Here is a 20,219-nt window from a genome sequence, read left to right as displayed (position 1 = left end):
GAAACGATTATTCGTGTTTCGTAAGGGAAACAGCTGATCATGCCCACTACTCCATTTAGAACAGATTCTTTATGTCTACAAGGAATTCATAACTAAATGAACTTGCTCATCGCAATTCGATATATTAGAAAAGTCGAAAATGCTCCTATAACGAGAAATGTTCAAATAAATCCAACTCTAATTTTGGATCATTATTCTTTAAGTTTTTCAACTCTATATTGTTTAATGTTACATTTCGATCATTGGTTATTGTTTTAAGGATGGAATCGTAATCCTCTAATAAAAATTCGATAGTCTCTTTATGGAACAGCTCTACACAATACGATAATACGATTTCAAGTGTTTTTGGATATTCTACTACTTCTAAATTTAGGTCAAACTTTGATATTTTGTTTTCCATTTTATAAGGTCTTAATATAAGACCATCCACTTTCATATCGCGATCTGATTCAATTGCTGCAATATCAAACATAACATCAAACAATGGGTTTCTACTTGTATCCCTTACTAAGTCTAGACTTTCAATTAACATTTCAAATTGGTAATTTTGATTTTCATGTGCATATAGAGAGTTTTCTTTTACTTCTTTTAAGAAATCCACATACATTTTATTTCCTTCAGGCTTATTTCTTAGCGCCAACGTATTTACAAACACTCCCATTATATTCTGAAGGTCTGCATGTGATCTTCCTGCTATCGGTATTCCGATTACGATATCTTTTTGTCCACTATACTTAGACAGCAGTATATAAAACCCTGATAGTAACACCATATGCATCGTTGTTCCTGTTTCTTTAGCAAGATTTCTCAATTGTTCTGTAGTCTTTTCATCTACTTCAAAACTTAAAGTATCACCTGCAAAACTTTGAGTGGCCGGCCTTTCATAATCACCAGGGAAATTTAATACAGGTATCCCCTCTCTAAACATATTTAACCAATACTTTTCTTGTTTTTTCATTTCTTCTGATTTCAAGAATTTATTCTGCCACTCTGCAAAGTCCTTATACTGCAATTTTAATGGTTGTAATTCTCTTCTTTTATATAACTCGATAAACTCATTCACTAAAATACCGCCAGATACTCCATCTGATATGATGTGATGCATATCTATCAATAAATATGTTTTTTCTTCACTCTCTACCATTTCTACTCTTAATAGTGGTGCTTTACTTAAATCAAATGGCTTTATGAATTTATTTATGATCGCATCTAGATCTGCGCTTTCTTGTCTGATCTCTAACTTAAATTCATAAGAATGATCAATTATTTGTACGATTTCATCTTGATTCGTTTCAAAAGAAGTTCTTAATGCTTCATGTCTTTGAATCAGTTTCTTAAATGTTTCTTCTATTCGTTTAATATTAATATTTCCATCTAACTCAAACGCCGTTGGCATATTGTAAGCTGTGCTATCTTTATCAAATTGCTGCAGCATGTACATTCTCTTTTGTGCGGATGAAGCTAAATATATATCCCCATATTCTATTTTCTCTATTTTTGAGTGAACATTTTCCTCTTGACCTTCTAAAAATTCACTTAGTTCTTTTATTGTTGGTAGACTAAATATCTCGTTTAGTGGTATTTCTTTATTCAATACTTTATGAATCTTTGATAAAAGAATGGTAGCTTTTAGAGAATGACCTCCAAGCTCAAAAAAGTTATCATTAATTCCTATTTCTTCTATTCCTAATACTGCACTCCATAATTCTGCTAGAACCTTTTCTAATTCACTTCTTGGCACCTCATATTCATTGGTCTTTTCTGCTACATTCGGTTCTGGAAGTGCTCTTCTATTAAGTTTTCCATTAGGAGTTAACGGCATCTTTTCAATTTGAACAAAATAAGAAGGAATCATATATTCTGGTAGGCTTCCTCGTAAAAGATCCCTTAATTTCAAATCTTTTATTTCTTTATCACTTACCACATACACACAGATATACTTTTCATTTTCTTTATCTTCTTTTACCACAACTGTTGCTTCCTTCACTTCATCATGCTGCAGTATTCGGTTCTCGATTTCTCCAAGCTCGATTCTAAAGCCCCTTATTTTCACTTGATTGTCTATTCTTCCCACAAACTCTATATTTCCATCAGGCAGCCATTTTGCTAGGTCCCCAGTTCTATAAATTTTCTTTCCTGGTTCAAAAGGATTTTCTACGAATTTTTCTGCTGTTAATTCTGCTCTATTTAAATATCCTCTTCCTACACCATCCCCGCCAATACATAATTCGCCTTCAACTCCTATAGGCATTTGTTTATCCTTATTTAATATATAGATGCTTGTATTACTGATTGGTCTGCCAATTGTTATTTTTTCATCTTGTTCTAGAAGTTTTATTGTTGACCATATTGTTGTCTCTGTTGGTCCATATACATTGTAAATTTTTGTATGATTGTACTTATTCCACTTATTAAATAAACTTGATGCTACCTCTTCTCCGCCTACTAATACTAATTTCAAATGATTAATGGATTCTTGAAAATCTTCATTTTCCAACAGTATATTCAATCTTGAAGGGGTGCTTTGCATGACTTCTATCTTATTTTCATCCATAATTCTTGCCAGTTTCTTACCATCAACACTTTCTTCGCTGCTTGCAATTACAACCTTTAATCCATTTGTTAATGGTACTAGGGTTTCTAGTCCAAAGATATCAAAGCATAATGTTGTAATACATAATATATTTTGATATGAATTCAATTTAGTTTCTTGCTTTATTCCATGGATAAAATTATTTACCTGTTGTTGTTCTATCATTACACCTTTAGGCATACCTGTTGATCCTGACGTATAAATAACATATGCTAAATCTTTAAAACTATTGATTTTCTCTGGATTTCTTGATTCTCCACACAATAAGTCACAGTTAAATAAATCCAGAACAGATCCTTTAAACTTCACCATATCTAGTAAACTTGTCTCACTTAGTATTATCTGGCACTTACTGTCTTCTAACATATATTCTATTCTTTCCCTTGGATACGTTGGATCAATAGGTAAATATGCCCCTCCTGATTTCAAAATACCTATTATTCCTATTATCATCTCAAGAGATCTTTCCACCATTATCCCTACTATTGTATCAGCTTTAACTCCTCTATTTCGTAACTCTATTGCAAGTCTATTAGCTCTTTCATTCAACTCTCTATAAGTTAACTTTTTATCTTCAAATACAATGGCAATATGATCGGGTGTTTTTTCCACCTGTTCCTCAAATAATTGCTGTATCGTTTTTCCCTTGGGATAATCAGCTTTTGTATTATTGAACTCATATAATAGTTGGACCTTTTCTTCTTCTGTTAACAGGTCTATTTGATTTAGTTCTACTTCCGTATTATCCATTACATTTTCTAATACTCTAATAAAATGTTTGCCTAATCTTTCTATTGTTTCTTTATTAAATAATTTTGTACAGTACTCTAAAGTAAAGCGTAATGTTTTGTCCGATTGTGTTACATTCAATGTTAAGTCGAACTTAGATGTCCTGTATTCATCATTATATTTTTTCAATATAAATCCATCGAATTCATTCATACTTTCCGTTTCTATGTCAACCATATTGAACATGACATCAAACATTGGGTTTCTACTAGCAGCTCTTCTCACATCTATCTTTTCTATTAATGCTTCAAATGGATAACTTTGATTTTCATATGCCTTAATAGAATTCTCTTTTACCTCTTTAAAAAATTCTGTAAATTTCTTACCACCCTCTGGTTTCATCCTTAATGCCAATGTATTTAGAAATATACCCATTATATTTTGGAGATCTGCATGAGATCTTCCAGCCACCGGTACACCGATTACGATATCCTCTTGCCTGCTGTATTTAGATAGTAATATATAAAATGCTGATAGTAATACCATATGCATGGTTGTTCCTGTTTCTTTTGTAAGCTCTTTTAATTGTTCGATCAGTTTTTCATCCAACTCAAACCCTACATTATCACCTTCGAAACTTTTAATGGCTGGTCTTTTATAATCAGTAGGGATATTTAATACTGGTATTTCATCACCAAAGATATTTAACCAATACTCTTCTTGTCTTTTCATTTCTTCCGAATTTAAGAACTTATTCTGCCACTCTGCAAAGTCTTTATACTGTAGCTTTAGTGGTTTTAATTCGTTCCCGTTATATAACTCTATAAACTCGTTTATTAAAATATTACAAGATACTCCATCTGAAATAATATGATGCATATCTATCAGTAAGTATGTTTTATCTTTACTCTCCACGAGTTCCACTCTTAATAATGGAGCTTTACTTAAATCGAATGGTCTTATGAAGTTATTTAAGATCGTATCTATATCTTCGTTTTCTTGTCTTACCTCTAACTTAAATTCATAAGAATGATCGATTCTTTGTACAATTTGATCTTCATTCATTTCAAAATAGGTTCTTAATGCTTCATGTCTTTTAACAAGTTTCCTAAATGTGTCTTCTATTTGTTTTTTATTAATATTTCCATTTAACTCAAATGCTATTGGCATATTATAAGCTGTGCTATTCTTGTCAAACTGCTGCAGCATATACATTCTTTTTTGGGCAGATGATGTTTCGTAATTCCCTTCATCTCTTATTTTTTCTATTTCAAGGAAAATACTCTCTTTCTCATTTTCAACAAATGCACTTAGCTCTTTTATTGTTGGTGACTCAAAGATCTCTTTAAGTGGCACAGTTTTGTTCAATTCTTTATGAATTTTTGAAATAAGTACTGTGGCCTTTAATGAATGTCCTCCAAGCTCAAAAAAGTTATCATTTATACCTATATTGCTTACACCTAATACAGCCTGAAATATTTGAACTAATTTTTCTTCCATTTCATTTCTTGGTGCCTCGTATTCTGCTCCAGTAAGAACTTCACCTTCTGGATCTGGTAAGAATTTTCTATCTGTTTTTCCATTAGACGTTAATGGCATTTCCTCCAGCTTTATAAAGTATGACGGTACCATATAGTCTGGTAAGGACTTTTTAAGGTTTTCTCTTAGTTCTCCTGCGCTATACTCTTCTTTCCCCACATAATAGGCACATAGATACTTATTTTCATTCTCACCTTTATCTATTACGATTACTTCTGTGATACCTTCTACTTTTAACAGGCTGTTCTCAATTTCTCCAAGTTCTATTCTAAAGCCTCTTATTTTAACTTGAAAATCGATTCTGCCTAGATATTCTATATCTCCATTATGAAGTAATCTAGCTTTGTCACCAGACCTATATATTCTTTCCTCTATTCTGTAAGGGTTCGTTACAAACTTTTGCTGGGTCAGTTCCTTCCTATTTAAATAGCCCCTTGCAACCCCATCGCCGCCAACACAAAGCTCTCCTGGGACACCCACTGGTAAAAGTCTTAAATTTTCATCCATTATATAGGCAGTTAGTGTAGGGATAGGCTTTCCTATATTACTTACCCCTTCGTTTATTTCTTTTTCTCCAATTTCTTTATAGGTTACATGAACGGTTGTTTCTGTTATTCCATACATATTAATCAATTTTGTTTCAGGATATTTTTTTATCCATTCTCTTAACATTTTCGGCTTTAATGCTTCTCCACCGAATATGACATATCTTAAATTCAGTTCTTTTTCACTGTGTGCTAGTTCTTTATTCATGAGGCTATAAAAAGGAGTTGGAATTTGATTTAAGACTGTAACCTTTTCTTTTTTTAGGATTTTTAAAAATCCCTCTGTATCCATGGCTACCACTTTTGGAACCAAAACCAGCTTTCCTCCATATAACAATGCTCCATACATTTCCCAAACAGAAAAATCAAAGCAATAGGAATGAAACATTGTCCAAACATCTTTTTCATTAAAATCGAATTTCTTTTTATTATTAAACAATAACCTTACCACGTTCTTATGTTCAATCATTACACCTTTAGGATTGCCTGTAGTTCCAGATGTATAAATAATATACGCTAAATTCTGTGGAGTATTTACTAGATTTAGATTACTTGAATCTCCTTCAAATAAATCGTTATCCAATAAATCGATCATATCTACATCCGTTTCTATATGATCAGCTAGCCCTTTTGTAGTTAATAATATTCTGGTTTGACTATCCTGTAACATATATTCTATTCGATCCTTTGGATAGTCTGGATCCATAGGCAAGTATACTCCGCCAGCCTTTAATATAGCCATGATTCCTACGATCATTTCAATAGAACGATCTGCCATGATCCCTACAATAACTTCAGGTCCTGCACCTTTTTCTCTTAAGACTCTAGCCAAGGAATTAACCCGTTTATTAAGTTCTTTATAAGTTAGCTCTTGATCGCCAATTACTACAGCAATATGATTTGGTGTCCTTTTTACTTGTTCTTCAAAAAGTTCGTGTATCGTTTTGTTTCTTGGATAATCTGCTACTGTATCATTAAACTCTGTCAAGAGCATATCATTCTCATCTTTGCTTAGTATTTCAATAGCCTTAAGTTTAATCTCCACATTTTTTGTGATTTCTTTCACGATGTTTACGAAATGACTTACCATTCTTTCTATCGATTCATGCTTATATAGGCTGGTTGAATAACTTAAATCGATGTTTATCTCATGTTCTCCTTCTATCGCGGTCATGGTTATGTCAAACTTTTCAACATCGACGCTAAAGTGATAGGGTTTAAAGGTTAATTCTTCTATCTCCAATTTCGCTTCATCCATGTTTTGTAGCACAAACATCACATCAAATAATGGATTTCTATTTAAATCTCGATTGACAGTTACTTGATCTACTAAATCTTCAAATTGATAATCTTGGTTTTCATAAGCACTTAATGTCTTTTCTCTTACAGAGTTCAAATACTCTTTAAAACTTAACTTACTATCTACACTCGTTCTTATAGCTAACGTATTTACAAACATACCAATTATATTTTCTAAATCTCTATGATTTCTTCCAGCTATTGGGGTTCCAACAACAAAATCTTCTTGTCCACTATATTTTGCTAGGAAAATATTAAAGCTCGCTAATAACACCATATGCAAGGTGCTTCCAGTTACTTTTGCTGCACTTCTTAACTTTTGAGTTATTTCTTTATCCAGTGTGAAAGATTCACTACTTCCACTAAAATCGATTTTTGATCGTCTTGAGTAATCAGTAGGTAAATTTAATACCGGCAGCTCTCCACTTAATTCCTTGAGCCAATATTTTTCCTGTTTTCTATACTCCTCACTTTCTTTTTTCTTCAATTGCCATGCCGAGTAATCCTTATATTGCACTTTAAGTTCTTCTAAGTCTTCTCCAGCATATAGCTTGCTAAATTCTTTAGCTAAGATGCTCATAGAGAACCCGTCTGATATGATATGATGCATATCAAACAGCAGAATATGTCTGTCTTTCTCTAGACTTAGCAGAGAAACTCTTAGTAACGGGGCCTTCTCTAAGTCAAATGACTTTATGAATTCAATCGCTTTTTCTTTTACTTCTTCCTCGTTCTCGACTTTTATCTTTTCTACTCTGAACTCCATTTCTTCTGATTTATGCAATTTTTGTACGATCATATTCTCTTTTGCATGAAAACTTGTTCTTAATGCTTCATGTCTCTCAATTAACTTTCTAAATGTTTCTGTTAATCTAGCAATATCCAGATTACCCGATATATCTAGGCCTCCCAGAATATTATAGGCAATACTATCTCTATCAAACTCTTGCAACATATACATTCTTTTTTGTGCTGAGGATGCTTCATAGTATTCCTTTTCCTCTACTGTTGTTATTTTTGTATAAATAGTTTCTTCCTTATCTTCTATAAATGCACTTTGTTCTTTTATGGTCGGCAACCCAAATAGATCTTTAAGCGGTATATCTTTATTCAATGCTTTATGAATTTTTGATTGAAGTACTGTGGCTTTTAGAGAATGGCCTCCAAGGTCAAAAAAGTTATCATTTATTCCTACTTTTTCTACTTTTAATACTTCACTCCAGACCCTTGCCAAAGCTTCTTCTACTTCATTTCTTGGTGCTTCATATTCATTTGTCATTGCTTCTAAGTTCGGTTCTGGAAGCGCTTTTCTATCCAGCTTTCCATTCGGAGTTAACGGCATTTCTTCCATCTGCACAAAGTAAGCCGGAATCATATACTTTGGTAAACGCTCCATTAAATAACTGCTTAAGTTCAAGTCCTGAATCTCTTTGTCACTTACGACATACCCACATAGGTATTTTTCAGTTTCTTTTATTTCTTTTGCTAGGACTACGGCTTCTTTAATATGTTCATGCTGTAATAATCGATTTTCGATTTCTCCAAGTTCAATTCTAAAGCCTCTTATTTTAATCTGGTTATCGATTCTTCCCAGAAACTCGATGTTTCCATCAGGCAGCCATCTTGCTAAATCTCCTGTTTTATACAGTGTTGTTCCTTTGGCAAATGGGTTATCCACAAATTTCTCAGCCGTTAGCTCCAATCTGTTATAATAACCTCTTGATACTCCTGCACCACCTATATAAAGTTCGCCGATGACACCTATGGGCTGAAGTTCACAGGCTTTATTCAAGATATAAAATTTAGTATTATGCAATGGCTTCCCTATTGGTGTATTCACTAAATTTGCTGGTATATTCTCTATTTTTTCTTCATAATAACTAGAATCAATAGTAGCTTCTGTTACACCGTAGCTATTGAGGACCCTCATCGTTTGTCCATATTTCCCCACTAACCTTTTATAATCTTCTATCGCACAACTATCTGATCCCAATATTAATAACTTCAAGCTCTCTAAGGGCAGTTCGTTTTCATCCACATAGTCCATCAGTGTGAAGACTAAACTTGGCGTGGATTCAAATATATTGATGTGGTTTTTCTTAATTGTTTGATATAACTCCTCCATATTTATTCTTATATCACTTGGACATATATACATGGTGCCCCCGGTTAATATGCTTCTGCATAAATCCCCTGTGAATACATCAAATGATATACTTGCCAATTGCAGCAAATTCACATGAAATTGATCTAAATGATAATGACTGATCCAGCTATAGACCATATTGATGGCATTACCTTGAGTAACCATGACTCCTTTCGGTTTTCCGGTCGTACCTGAGGTGTATAAAACATATAGTAAATCTTCCTGTTTATTTATGATTTCCAGATTCGATGTATGATTTAAATACACATCGCTCTTATGTATATCGATTGTTTGGCAGTCTATATCTATACTGTCTATAAATTTTGTCTCTGTTATTACTAAATCCGCATGACTATTTTCCAGGATATAACTGACCCTTTCCTTAGGGTAATCGGGATCGATCGGTATGTAAGCCGCGCCGGATTTAATGATGCCTAGTACTCCCACGATCATTTCTATAGAACGATCCACCATCAAAGCGACAACCTTTTCAGGTGCGGCACCTTTTTCTCTTAAGGTCCTTGCCAGACTATTTGCTTTTTCATTTAATTCTCTATACGTTAGTTTATTTTCTTCATATACTACCGCGATGTGATCAGGTGTTTTTTCTACTTGTTCTTCGAATATTTGTTGAATGGTTGTATCTTTCGGATATTCCGCATCTGTATGATTAAATTCTTTTAATAATTGGTTCTTTTCTTCTTCTAATAATAGCTCTAATTCTGATATTTTTATCTCTTTGTTATTTAGCAGATCACTTATCATATTTTCTAAGTATCTTGTCATTCTATTAACTATAGTTTCATCAATAACTAAGCTATTAAATTTGAATTTAAATTCGATTCTATCAAAAGTCAGAATCTGTAGATCTAAATTATAATTGTCCCTTTCAACAATAGAATAATTTTCTATAGATAAAATATGATCTTTTTTTACATTTAAAGGATAATTTTCTATTGTAACTACTGAATTAAAAAGCTCCTCATTCGTTTTTAAACCGCAATATTCCTTAATATCAATTAATGGTGTATTCTCAAATTCCTTTCTATTTCTCAGCGTTTTATCAATATTTCTAACTAAATCAATGAATGATATATGATCTTCTGATTTTACTGTCAGTGGAATAATATTTATAAATAAACCAACCATATTTTCTATGGATCTAATTTTTTCTGACCTTCCTGACACTGTTGTTCCAAATATAACTTCTTGCGAGTTACTGTACTTTTGCATTAAAAGTCCCCAAGACGTATATAGCAATGCTGCTAAGGTTACTCTATTTGTTTCAGCGAATTTTTTGATTTTATTTGAACTTACCTCATCTAGCGAATATAAAATCTCTTTATATTCACCTTTTGATTTCCCTTCGAAACAGCATATTGGATTGCCTGAATCAATAAAATGGTCCCAATACTCTTTTTGTTCATTCTTGTTAAGATTTGTTGTGTATTTAACAAACTCACTAAATTTTGTCTTTATTTGCACTTTAGGACTGCTTCCACGATAAAAACTTGAGTACGCTTCAACTAACTCATTTAAAATGATTCCATTACTCCAGCCATCGTAAATAATATGATGATTTGTAATAATCATATTATATTGATGATTGTCTAGTTTACATAAATAAACTCTTATTGTTTCCTTTGTTAAATCAATTCTAGTACTAAAATCCATTGATTTAATATCTTCTACGGCACCTTCTTTATCTAACTTTTCAGTAAAATCATAATATTGAATTGTTATCCCATGATTTTTTTTCACTATTTGTACTGGATTCTCAATACCCTTCCATCTAAAAACAGTTCTCAACATTTCATTGTTTTCAATCACGGAATTCCATGATTTTTCTAACAAATCTAATTTAATATCTCCGGAAATGGTTAAGCTTAATTGCTCGTGACACTCTCTGCTATCTTCATCCATAACATAAGAAAATAACATACTTTGTTGTAAGCTAGTTAATCCCATAATATTTTCTATAATTTTTTTATCTAACTTCTCCATTAAGTGATTATCTCCCATTTTCTAATATAATTATTAATATTCAAAAAAATTTCTAGGATGTTAACTTTTATGTATAACTTCAAAATTATTCTGCCATAGGGACTACTATGGCTCATTTTCTCGGCATAGTAGTATACAGCATCATTTTTAATCAAACAAAGAATCTAACTCCTCCTGTGAAATTCCTGCGGCATCAAAATCTGATGGAGTAAATTCCTTTAAATCCTCATTCGTACATTTATCCAAAATTAATTTAAGTGTATCAACATAGCTATCCATTAGTTTTTTTATTGTTTCATCCTCAAACCTATTTCTACTATAGGTAAAGCTTATCTTTAATTTTTTATTGACAACTATAGCATCTATATCCATTAATGATGTTAGTGAATTTTTTTTATCACTATCCAAACCAAATTTAATATTTGAGAAATTTAGTCCTTCCCTATCAAAGATGGTGTCAAAATCTCCAAGGTAATTGAATCTTATGTGCTTATTCCCCTTATCTCTTAACTCATTATTCAAAAACTTCAGTATACTATAGTTGAAACCTTTGTTTGGAATATTTCTAAGCTGCTCTTTTAATGATTTAATATTATTATTTATATCTTCATGGTCGACAACAAAATATGCAGGAAACATACTTGTAAACCACCCAATGGTTCTAGATACATCAATATAGTCATTTACAAATTCTCTTCCGTGTCTTTCAAGTTCAATAACAATATCACTTCTATTAGTTAAATCATTAAGGGTGATGACTAATGCAATGATTAAAGTTTCATTGAGTTCCAAATTATAAATTTCATTTACTTTTTTTATTAAATTATTTAATGTATCTTCATCCAATTCTTTATACAAAACATTAGCTGTTCCTACAGTATCTTCTTCTCTATCATCATCTACCAGATAGGTAAAATCTCTATTCGAAATTTGTTGCCAATAGGCCTTTTCTGTATCAAAATCTTTCTTACTATACTCTTGTAAAGCTTCCGCCCATGTTTTAAAGGAATGTGTTTTCATAGGCAACTTTACTTCTTTTTTATCATTTAATTGTTTTAGTATAGTTAGGAAATCGTCTAATATTATCCTCCAAGATATCCCATCTACTATTAGGTGGTGAGCTGTGAATAACAGCACTTGTCTTTCTCCCCCTAAATGAAACATCGTTACATGAAATAAAAGACCATTTTCTATATTTAAATGAGCATTAACCCGATCATTTATATGATTGATTTTTTCATATTGACCTTCGTAGGAATATTGGGATAAATCGAAATACTCCACCAGGAAATTCTCATTTATATATTCATTATTGTAAAATAACCTATGATCTTTCTTATCATAGTTCATTCTTAAACCGTCATGATGCCCAATTAATCTATTTACAGCAACTCTAACTAGATCAATATCCAAAACGCCGGTGTACTCCAATAATACATGTTGGTTATACAGATGTTGATTTTCAAAATCTTGATTAAAGAACCATTCCATAATAGGTGTTCTTTCTACAACTCCTTGAGCTTGTTCTTGATTTATAGATTTCAACTCCTTACTTTCCTCTATCGTTGCGGCAATTTCTTCGATAGTGTCATGGTCTAATATATCTTTTATCTTAATCTCCAATCCTTTATTTTTTAGCTTCGAAGAAATCTGAATCGCTTTTATAGAGTCTCCTCCAAGCTGATAGTAGTTATCATTCATACTTATATTTTCTACACTTAATATTTCTTCTATAGCTTTAACTAACTCTTTTTCGGCTGAAGTTGAATACTCTACAAATTCTTGTTCCATTATTATTGGTTCCGGAAGGAGATGATAATTCACCTTACCATTTACGGTTAATGGTATCTTGTCAATAAATATAAAGTTAGTTGGAATCATGTAATTAGGTAAGAATTGCAAAAGCCATTCTTTTAATTCGAAATCATTAATTTCCTTTTTATTTACTATATATGCATTCAATAACAAATTTTCTGATGGATTTTCTTTATATACAACAACTGCATCTTTAATAAATTCATTTTCTAGTAAGTATTTCTCTATCTCACTAATTTCAACTCTGTGTCCTCTTATCTTTATTTGATTATCAATTCTCCCTATATATTCAATAACTCCATTTTCCAAATACCTTGCCATATCACCAGTTTTATACATTTTTTTCCCTTTGTTTACAAATGGATTTTCAACGAATCTTTCACTGGTTAACTCTTCTCTATTTAAATATCCTTTAGCAACGCCATCTCCGGAAGCATAAATTTCCCCAACAAAACCTGTTGGAACTATATTTAATTGCTGGTCTAATATATAAATTTGCACATTATCAGCTGGATATCCTATTGGTACTGAAACACCTTTATCTATTTCTTCATCATATTTATATGTCATACATCCAACTACAGTTTCTGTTGGTCCATATTCATTAAATATCTCTATACTTTTACCAAAACTTTTGTGAACTTCTTTTGCTAAGTTTACCTTTAGATCTTCTCCACCTACAATAAATCTCTTTATATTAGAATTTCTATTATCCCTGTCCTTTAATAAAGTTAGATGTGCGGGTGTTAGCTTTACAACCGTCGATTTATTTTCTCTTAATATTTTATACAGAACAAATTCTGTCTCATCATTTTCATAGATGATTATTCTATTTCCAGAAATTAATGGTGTAAATATAGAAGTTACTGTTAAATCAAAGGATATGGAAGAATATAGTGCCATACTTTCATCTTCACCCTTTAAATATCGCTTATCAGCCCAACATATATAGTTTGTCAGGCCTTGATGTTTAACCATTACTCCTTTTGGCTTTCCAGTTGAGCCCGATGTATAGATGATATAAACTAAATCATTTAAATCATTTACATTTGTTAAAATTTCTTTATTATAAAAACTTAAATCTATATCTCTTATATTGATTATTGTTCCTTGACATTTAATATTTGTATCTACCTCTAAATTTGTTAATAACATCTTACTGTTGGAATCTTCAAGCATATAATTTATTCTTTCAATTGGATAACTAGGATCAATAGGTAAGTATACTGCACCTGTCTTTAGAACCCCTAGAATACTAATTAGAAGATCTATTGAGTGTGTCTGCATTATCGCAACATTAGATTGCTTACTTAAACCTTTTTCTCTTAAGAAATCTGATAATTGATTTGCCTTTTCATTAAGTTCTCTATACGTTAATGTTTTTTCTTTAAATTCCACAGCCACTTTATCTGGCGTTTTCTTTGCTTGTTCTTCAAATAATTCACATACTGTTTTCTTCGGATACTGATTAGCTGTTGAATTTAAATTAAATACCTTATGTATTCTTTCTTCTTCATTAATAAGTTTAATGTTATTAATGGTTAGCTCTTCATCTTTTAATACCTGATTAATTAGATTCGTCATATATTGGTACATTGTTTTAATTTGATTATCTGTATATTCTAGTGTTTTATAATCAAAATTTAGTTCTATATTTTCATCTTCTAATTCCTGAACCACAAGTTGTAATGAGTGGCTTTGATTTCCAGAATGATATTCCTTAGACTCAACCTTTATGGTGCCATTGATATCATTTTTATATTTGGAGTTATAGTAGTTTACAGACATCTTAAATAAGCTGTCATATCCATCTTTATTTATCTCTAAATCTTTAACTAAAAGATCATAAGGATATTTTTGATTGATAAAACAAAGCTTCAACTCCCTATTAATCTGTTTTATTAGATTCCCTATATTTAACTCTGTATTTAATTTAAATCTAAAAGGCATTGTACTTGTAAACATGCCTACCATGCTCTTTTGAGCCTTACTAGACCTATTAAATACCGGTGTACCTATTACTAAATCATTTTTATGTATGCTTTTATTTATATACAGAAGTGATATTGCTATAAAGAAGGTATTTAAGGAACATTTTTCATCCTTGACAAAGTTTTGTATCTTCTTTGATAAATCGCTATTAATGTAAAAGCTCATTCTTTTACTATCTAAACTATTCGATGAGTTGTATAAAAACTCTTCTGGTATGTCATGTAACTTTTCTTTCCAAAAGTTTTTGTTCTTTATGAATTTATCCGAATTCAAATACTCTTGCTCTGCCTTAATAAAGTCTAAATATGAGTAACATTCATCTGCAGAAACCTCAAAATTATTTATTAATCTACTATATATTTCACAAATTTGATTTTGTATAAGCGTAATTGCCCATCCATCACATATGCCGTGATGAAATTGGATTACTACACCGCATTCATTTTCGCTTATTTTGTAGATAGCAAAAAAATATAATTTACTATCATCTAACTTAAACTGGTTTTCAAATAAACTTTTTACCCATTTTTCATGTTGCTCTTTAGGCGTTTCAAACTTACTAAAATCTAAAAAATCTATACCTTCATAATGAAATTCTTTAACATATTGAATTGGTTCACCATGTTTTTCTGTAAACCTTAATCTTAAACCATCATTATTTTTTATTATGATATTAAGCGTTTTCTCCATACGGTTAATATCTATCTTTCCTTTTATTTTTACACATCCACCTATATTATGAAGTTGAGAATTTGTATTAATTTTATCGGTAAACCATATTCTCCGTTGTGGATGTGTTAATTGATAGTATTCCTTATTATGTACGCTCATTTCTACCCCTCTAATCTATTATGTATTTAAAAGTATTTAATGTTCTCTTTATATTCTTACTCAATTTTCGCATACTGAAAATGTGCTACCTCCCCCCAAAAATTAATACTTCGTGTACTAAAAAAATCAAGAATACCTCTAAAAATCGGTATAACATTGAGCATAGGGAACTCATTTTGATTTCCAATCAAACTTATTGTGAATATTTGCCTTAAGGAAATATTCACAATAAGTTAACGGCTTGATAACAAGTGTTTAGCTTCCGCCGATTACCTTTGAGGTGATATAACACGAAATCGAACGAAAAGTATGCCCTTTTTGTTTCCACATGGAAGAATCTTTATTTTCCGCTAACGCTACCAATGTGGTTCAATATGCCTCCTTTCAAATAACTAATCGTTTATTTAACCTATCAATATCATCTATCCGAACACCTCCTATACAATGGAGAAGCCCTTATCCATTGTAACGAAACGATTCGTCTAAAAAAGGAAGAATCAAATAATCAACCACTTGAAATTACATCGAAAAATCAGTAGAACATTTCGAAGTGATGAGTCCATCACGAATTACTTGAGAATCAAGAGCATTGTACACACCCTCAAACCTCAAAAAAAAAGGAAAAGCTGTTTTTAATAGTCCCTTGTTCCTTCTCGAAACAGGACATTTCAACGGACCAATTCCTAGAAGATCAGGGATAACATTTCATAGGGTTACCTCTATTTGTCTTGTCTTTTTATCGGGTGACTGAGTTACTAGTTGGAAACATAGCTAGTTTGAGGACAGAAAATTATTTAGAGATGCTGATTAGACGCCTTAATTGTCTAAATCAAATCCCTTCATTGATTTGATATCTTAGAATATATTTATTGCTTACCTTTATATTTACATAACGTATTCCCTTTATCCAACATCCCCTGTCACCGTTGAATAACCAACGTATTAAAGAATTCAATACAATTCTGTTATAAAACACCACCATCTAGGTACATAATCCTACATCTTAAACAGAGTATTTTTAGGAAACTTTTATATTATTAACCAGTTTTACCTTTTTATTCTTATTTAAGTCATAATTTAAACATATTTTCCATATAGTTGTCAAAGTAAAATTATGTATTTTTAATCACGAAATTGATAAAATTTGTATTTTTTTAATGTAAATATCCCCAAAACTATTTTAAAATTTATTTTTTATTTTGAATTCCGTTCTTTTCTCCCGAATTTCTTACCTATAAATTATGTATAGTGACTATTACTTCACCTTAAATCTCCATCTGATACCCTAATATAACTAAAAGCCTCGGAAACTCCATTCAACTTATAACATAATATCCATAAACAGCTTTACTTTCCCTGCTTTTAAGAAGTCCCTTTATGAAAAACCAATCTTTTGGCTGACCCATGTAACAGGCTACCTATTCTTATTTCCTATCAAACTACCATGAAAATTCAAAATAAATAGTAAGGAAAAATAACAAATTAAATAAGACGCATACTTCATTTTTTTGAAAAAGAGCAGCGCCCTATTAAAAACCTCCTAATAAATAGGCTAATTTAGGATACTTCTGAAACAGTATATCCTAAGTTTTCTAACCTTCGGACCGAACTTCGATCAATGGAAGCTTGCTTTTGTTTATCAAAATAATCTTCGCCTAAGTTTACATACATTTCTTTTCTAGTTAAAAGATAATTAGAAATTCTTAACATGGCGTGAGCGACGACAATTCCAGCTTGTTTTCTTACTTTTCGTGCCGCCGTCCGTCTGTATAGAGCGCCGAGATAGTTCTTAGAGGCTCCAACTGAACGAGCAGCTTTCGTTAAGGTAGATTTTAAAAAAATATTTCCCTTTTTGTCTCTGGTTGATTTCCTTTTTCCTGCACTTCATTGTGTTCTGGTACTAGGGCCGTCAATGAACATAATCTGGCTGCACTTTCGAACTGTTTTTCAACGTCTTTTCCGATTTCAGCTAGAATTTGTTCGACCATCTGAGTGGCAATTCTAGGTATTGAATCCAATCATTCTATCCTTTCTTGATAAAATACCAACCCTTTGGGCTACCTTTTGATCAATTTTTTCAATTTGTTCAGTCAAAAAATAAATATGAGTTAGAATCGTTTTGAACATCATGCGTTGATGAGGATTCACATACCCACTCTGGGCAAGGATTAAATCATCTTTTTTCTTCTTCATCGAGCGTCGTGCAAAGTTTGCTAGTTTTTCAGGATCATCTCAACATTTGAGATTGTATGAAGCATGCCCTTTGATGAAACTCCCCTAAAATCCTTTCCTTCAGGGGTCATAACGCAGGCGGTAATGTTGTTTTTATGTACGTCCATTCCACATACTCGTTCAATGATAATTTCCATTGAAACCATCTTCCTATGGAGAAAAATTAGAGGCTGGTGCAAAAACCAAAATGGGGTAATCTACCATGATCGTTCCCCGTTAGGGATCGATAGTCTGTGATGTACCGTGGTCGTTGGAGTCAGACTAACGGATGAGCTCTAATGGCACCATAGTTCATCGACCTTCCTCACCCAGTCATAGAATCAGTATGGACGGTTTTCTACCATTTTAATTCAATGTGGTGCAGCGCTGGCCGTGCGCTTCATGATTGGCTGATGGGAATATTTTTGGTAATTTTGTATCATTTCATTACCCGTTCAAGTCATCTATTTCTCCTTAAAAACTACAAATTGATCCTGGACTTTTATAAGTACAAAGAAAATTTGTTGATACTTCAATAATCTGGGCTTTTTCTGAAAACGGAACTATCAGCCTTTTCCACTACCAAATTGGGAATAGCAGTTTCTAATGGTGTTTCCTAAAAATAAAACATGTCGCTAATAAAAAGGGCTATCTTATTAGCCCTTAAAATAAAATAGGTGAAGGTAAATGATTCGTTTTTGTCACCTGTTTTTCTAATTTTATAATTATTTATTGGAAGTAGTTCACGCAATCCAGCTACCTTCAGTAAATTATGTGCCATAGCTAAGTTGCCTTACTCCGTTTGAACCTTCGCTAAGTCCCGAAGCGAAAAGCAACGGAAGGACCTATTTCCCTTGATATGACCAAAAACACTCTCTACCTCGATTTTTCGTCGAGCGTAAATTTGCATTTGATTCAGACCAAAGGTTCACTTTTGCTTTTAGTTCTTAATAAATTGGATTAAAATGCACCTGACGATTTCCTGCCGTCTTTCTACATTGCGATTATAACCGGGAATCCGAACAATCCTCGCGTTCATAAATTTTTAAAGTCATGTGTGAAACCATTCTTATCTATACGGGACGAGTACCGTTTTTAAAAAATACTTGCGGTTATTTAGGCAGGTGTATTCATCCTTTTGTTCATCATATGCCCGGTTACTTGATGACGAATATCCTTTTTATTGCTCCGTTTTTGTTCCGTTAAAAAAGTATTATAAGGAATCAAGGCTTCAAATTCTTTTTCCAAAGAGTAGAGATAGTTTTCTTCACTGCCATAGCCGGCATCTTCGATGACGTTTTACGGGAATAGTAACGATGTATTTTCCTTTGTCATTTGGATATTATAACCAGGTTTAGTTGTCCGTTATTCATATGATCATCTTTCATTCACATAAACGTCGCTGTATCGGTTTTCGAATAACTATTTCGATCGCCAAATAGAGCATTTTGTTGTTTGTATTTCACTTTCACTAATCGCGGGCCTAAGTATTCACGCACCAATTTCAATAGTTTCTTAACCGGACTGAGTGCCCATCGCTTTTCTTTTCGTTCCTGGACATTTTTTAAAAGCTGGATGTCCTTAGTTTCTTTTTTTACTTTCTATACTATTACTTTTTCTACTTGAACTAGTTTTTCTTCTGCTGTTAAAGTAGCCGTTTCGTCTTGATTAGACAGTTCATGATCTTCTTCATCTGCAATGGCCTGGATCTGTTGGTATGTCTTTCGATTTTCTCTTGCAGCTTCGCTTGCGTTCGCTTCAATTATTGTTCTGTCTAGGAAGTAGTTCTCCATTGTGATGTGCTTTTCTTCTATTAATTGATGGATCATTTCTTCAAATAGCTTCGGAAGGAGCTTTACCATTTGCTGTGTGAGAATTGGGTTAATGGTTCGATAATCCAGTTCCTGCAAAGCAGCCAGCCACATCAATGGAATTTTTTCTTCAACCAGTTTTACGATTTCACGACAGGAATAGGCTTTTAGAGAAAAGGTCATTATTTTGGGGATGGTATGAGCAACTCCGCCACCTTGATAGTATCCGAAGAATACGCTAACTTCAATTGATTCAATCATTTAATCGATCACACGGGCCACGTGATGCATCGGGGTGAGTTCTTGAATATCAAAAATCATAGTTGTTTGTTGAATATTGTTTGGAATAAAAGTAGCAATTTTTTGTACTAAATTTCATAAAAAATGGGGTTGCCCCTAAAAGTCATTTTCCTGACTTTTGGGACAGCCCCACAAGCTATCGAATCACCAATTTTTATCATTTAAAAACTTGTACACAGCTTCCTCCCTTTCTTTCAAATTGTCTTCTCCAAATGGATCTAAATTCAATTCTCCATCGATTCTTCCATCTTTTAAATATATGATCCTATTTCCTCTTGTTGCTGCTTTGAGGTCATGCGTTACCATGACAATACTTTGTCCTTCGTTATTCAGTTGTGTTAGGATATCTAAAACAACCGTTCCCACGGATGAATTCAAAGCTCCTGTCGGCTCATCCGCAAAAA

At 32.3% G+C, this 20,219-nt stretch carries 7 protein-coding genes and 1 pseudogene; all 8 read right to left on the bottom strand.

Going from position 1 to position 20,219, the window contains the following annotated elements; all coding sequences use genetic code 11:
- Positions 1 to 145 precede the first annotated feature (145 nt).
- On the bottom strand, positions 146 to 10,855 hold the full coding sequence (locus tag LQ188_RS26355; protein ID WP_230178910.1) for a non-ribosomal peptide synthetase: 10,710 nt from the start codon (positions 10,853 to 10,855) through the stop codon (positions 146 to 148).
- Positions 10,856 to 11,002: 147 nt separating this feature from the next.
- Positions 11,003 to 15,493, bottom strand: coding sequence for a non-ribosomal peptide synthetase (locus LQ188_RS26350; RefSeq protein ID WP_230178909.1), 4,491 nt, complete (start codon positions 15,491 to 15,493; stop codon positions 11,003 to 11,005).
- A 1,832-nt stretch (positions 15,494 to 17,325) separates the two neighbouring features.
- Positions 17,326 to 17,511: an IS110 family transposase gene (locus tag LQ188_RS26345; RefSeq protein WP_230178907.1), complete on the bottom strand. Its 186-nt coding sequence runs from the start codon at positions 17,509 to 17,511 to the stop codon at positions 17,326 to 17,328.
- Positions 17,495 to 17,686 (bottom strand): hypothetical protein, encoded by a 192-nt coding sequence (locus tag LQ188_RS26340; protein WP_230178905.1) that lies wholly within the window; start codon positions 17,684 to 17,686, stop codon positions 17,495 to 17,497. Before LQ188_RS26340 ends, LQ188_RS26345 begins: the two co-directional genes overlap by 17 nt.
- Before the next feature lie 20 nt (positions 17,687 to 17,706).
- On the bottom strand, positions 17,707 to 17,862 hold the full coding sequence (locus tag LQ188_RS26335; RefSeq protein ID WP_230178903.1) for an IS110 family transposase: 156 nt from the start codon (positions 17,860 to 17,862) through the stop codon (positions 17,707 to 17,709).
- Positions 17,863 to 18,497: 635 nt separating this feature from the next.
- On the bottom strand, positions 18,498 to 18,614 hold the full coding sequence (locus tag LQ188_RS26330) for a transposase (RefSeq protein WP_230178901.1): 117 nt from the start codon (positions 18,612 to 18,614) through the stop codon (positions 18,498 to 18,500).
- 691 nt (positions 18,615 to 19,305) lie between these two features.
- Complete coding sequence (locus tag LQ188_RS26325; protein ID WP_230178900.1) at positions 19,306 to 19,776, bottom strand: hypothetical protein; 471 nt, start codon at positions 19,774 to 19,776, stop codon at positions 19,306 to 19,308.
- Positions 19,777 to 19,959: 183 nt separating this feature from the next.
- Positions 19,960 to 20,219, bottom strand: a pseudogene (locus tag LQ188_RS26320) (ABC transporter ATP-binding protein); the annotation flags it as partial.

Origin of the sequence: Peribacillus sp. Bi134 (genome assembly GCF_918698065.1) — a bacterium.
GTDB lineage: Bacteria > Bacillota > Bacilli > Bacillales > DSM-1321 > Peribacillus.
This window is presented reverse-complemented; position numbering and strand designations above follow the sequence as displayed.

Bases quoted from the DNA above. Each gene is read 5' to 3' on its own strand.
- LQ188_RS26355 (WP_230178910.1), bottom strand. From the start codon at position 10,855: ATGGAGAAGTTAGATAAAAAAATTATAGAAAATATTATGGGATTAACT.
- LQ188_RS26325 (WP_230178900.1), bottom strand. From the start codon at position 19,776: ATGATTGAATCAATTGAAGTTAGCGTATTCTTCGGATACTATCAAGGT.
- LQ188_RS26330 (WP_230178901.1), bottom strand. From the start codon at position 18,614: ATGCAAATTTACGCTCGACGAAAAATCGAGGTAGAGAGTGTTTTTGGT.
- LQ188_RS26335 (WP_230178903.1), bottom strand. From the start codon at position 17,862: ATGGAAATTATCATTGAACGAGTATGTGGAATGGACGTACATAAAAAC.
- LQ188_RS26350 (WP_230178909.1), bottom strand. From the start codon at position 15,493: ATGAGCGTACATAATAAGGAATACTATCAATTAACACATCCACAACGG.
- LQ188_RS26340 (WP_230178905.1), bottom strand. From the start codon at position 17,686: ATGAAGAAGAAAAAAGATGATTTAATCCTTGCCCAGAGTGGGTATGTG.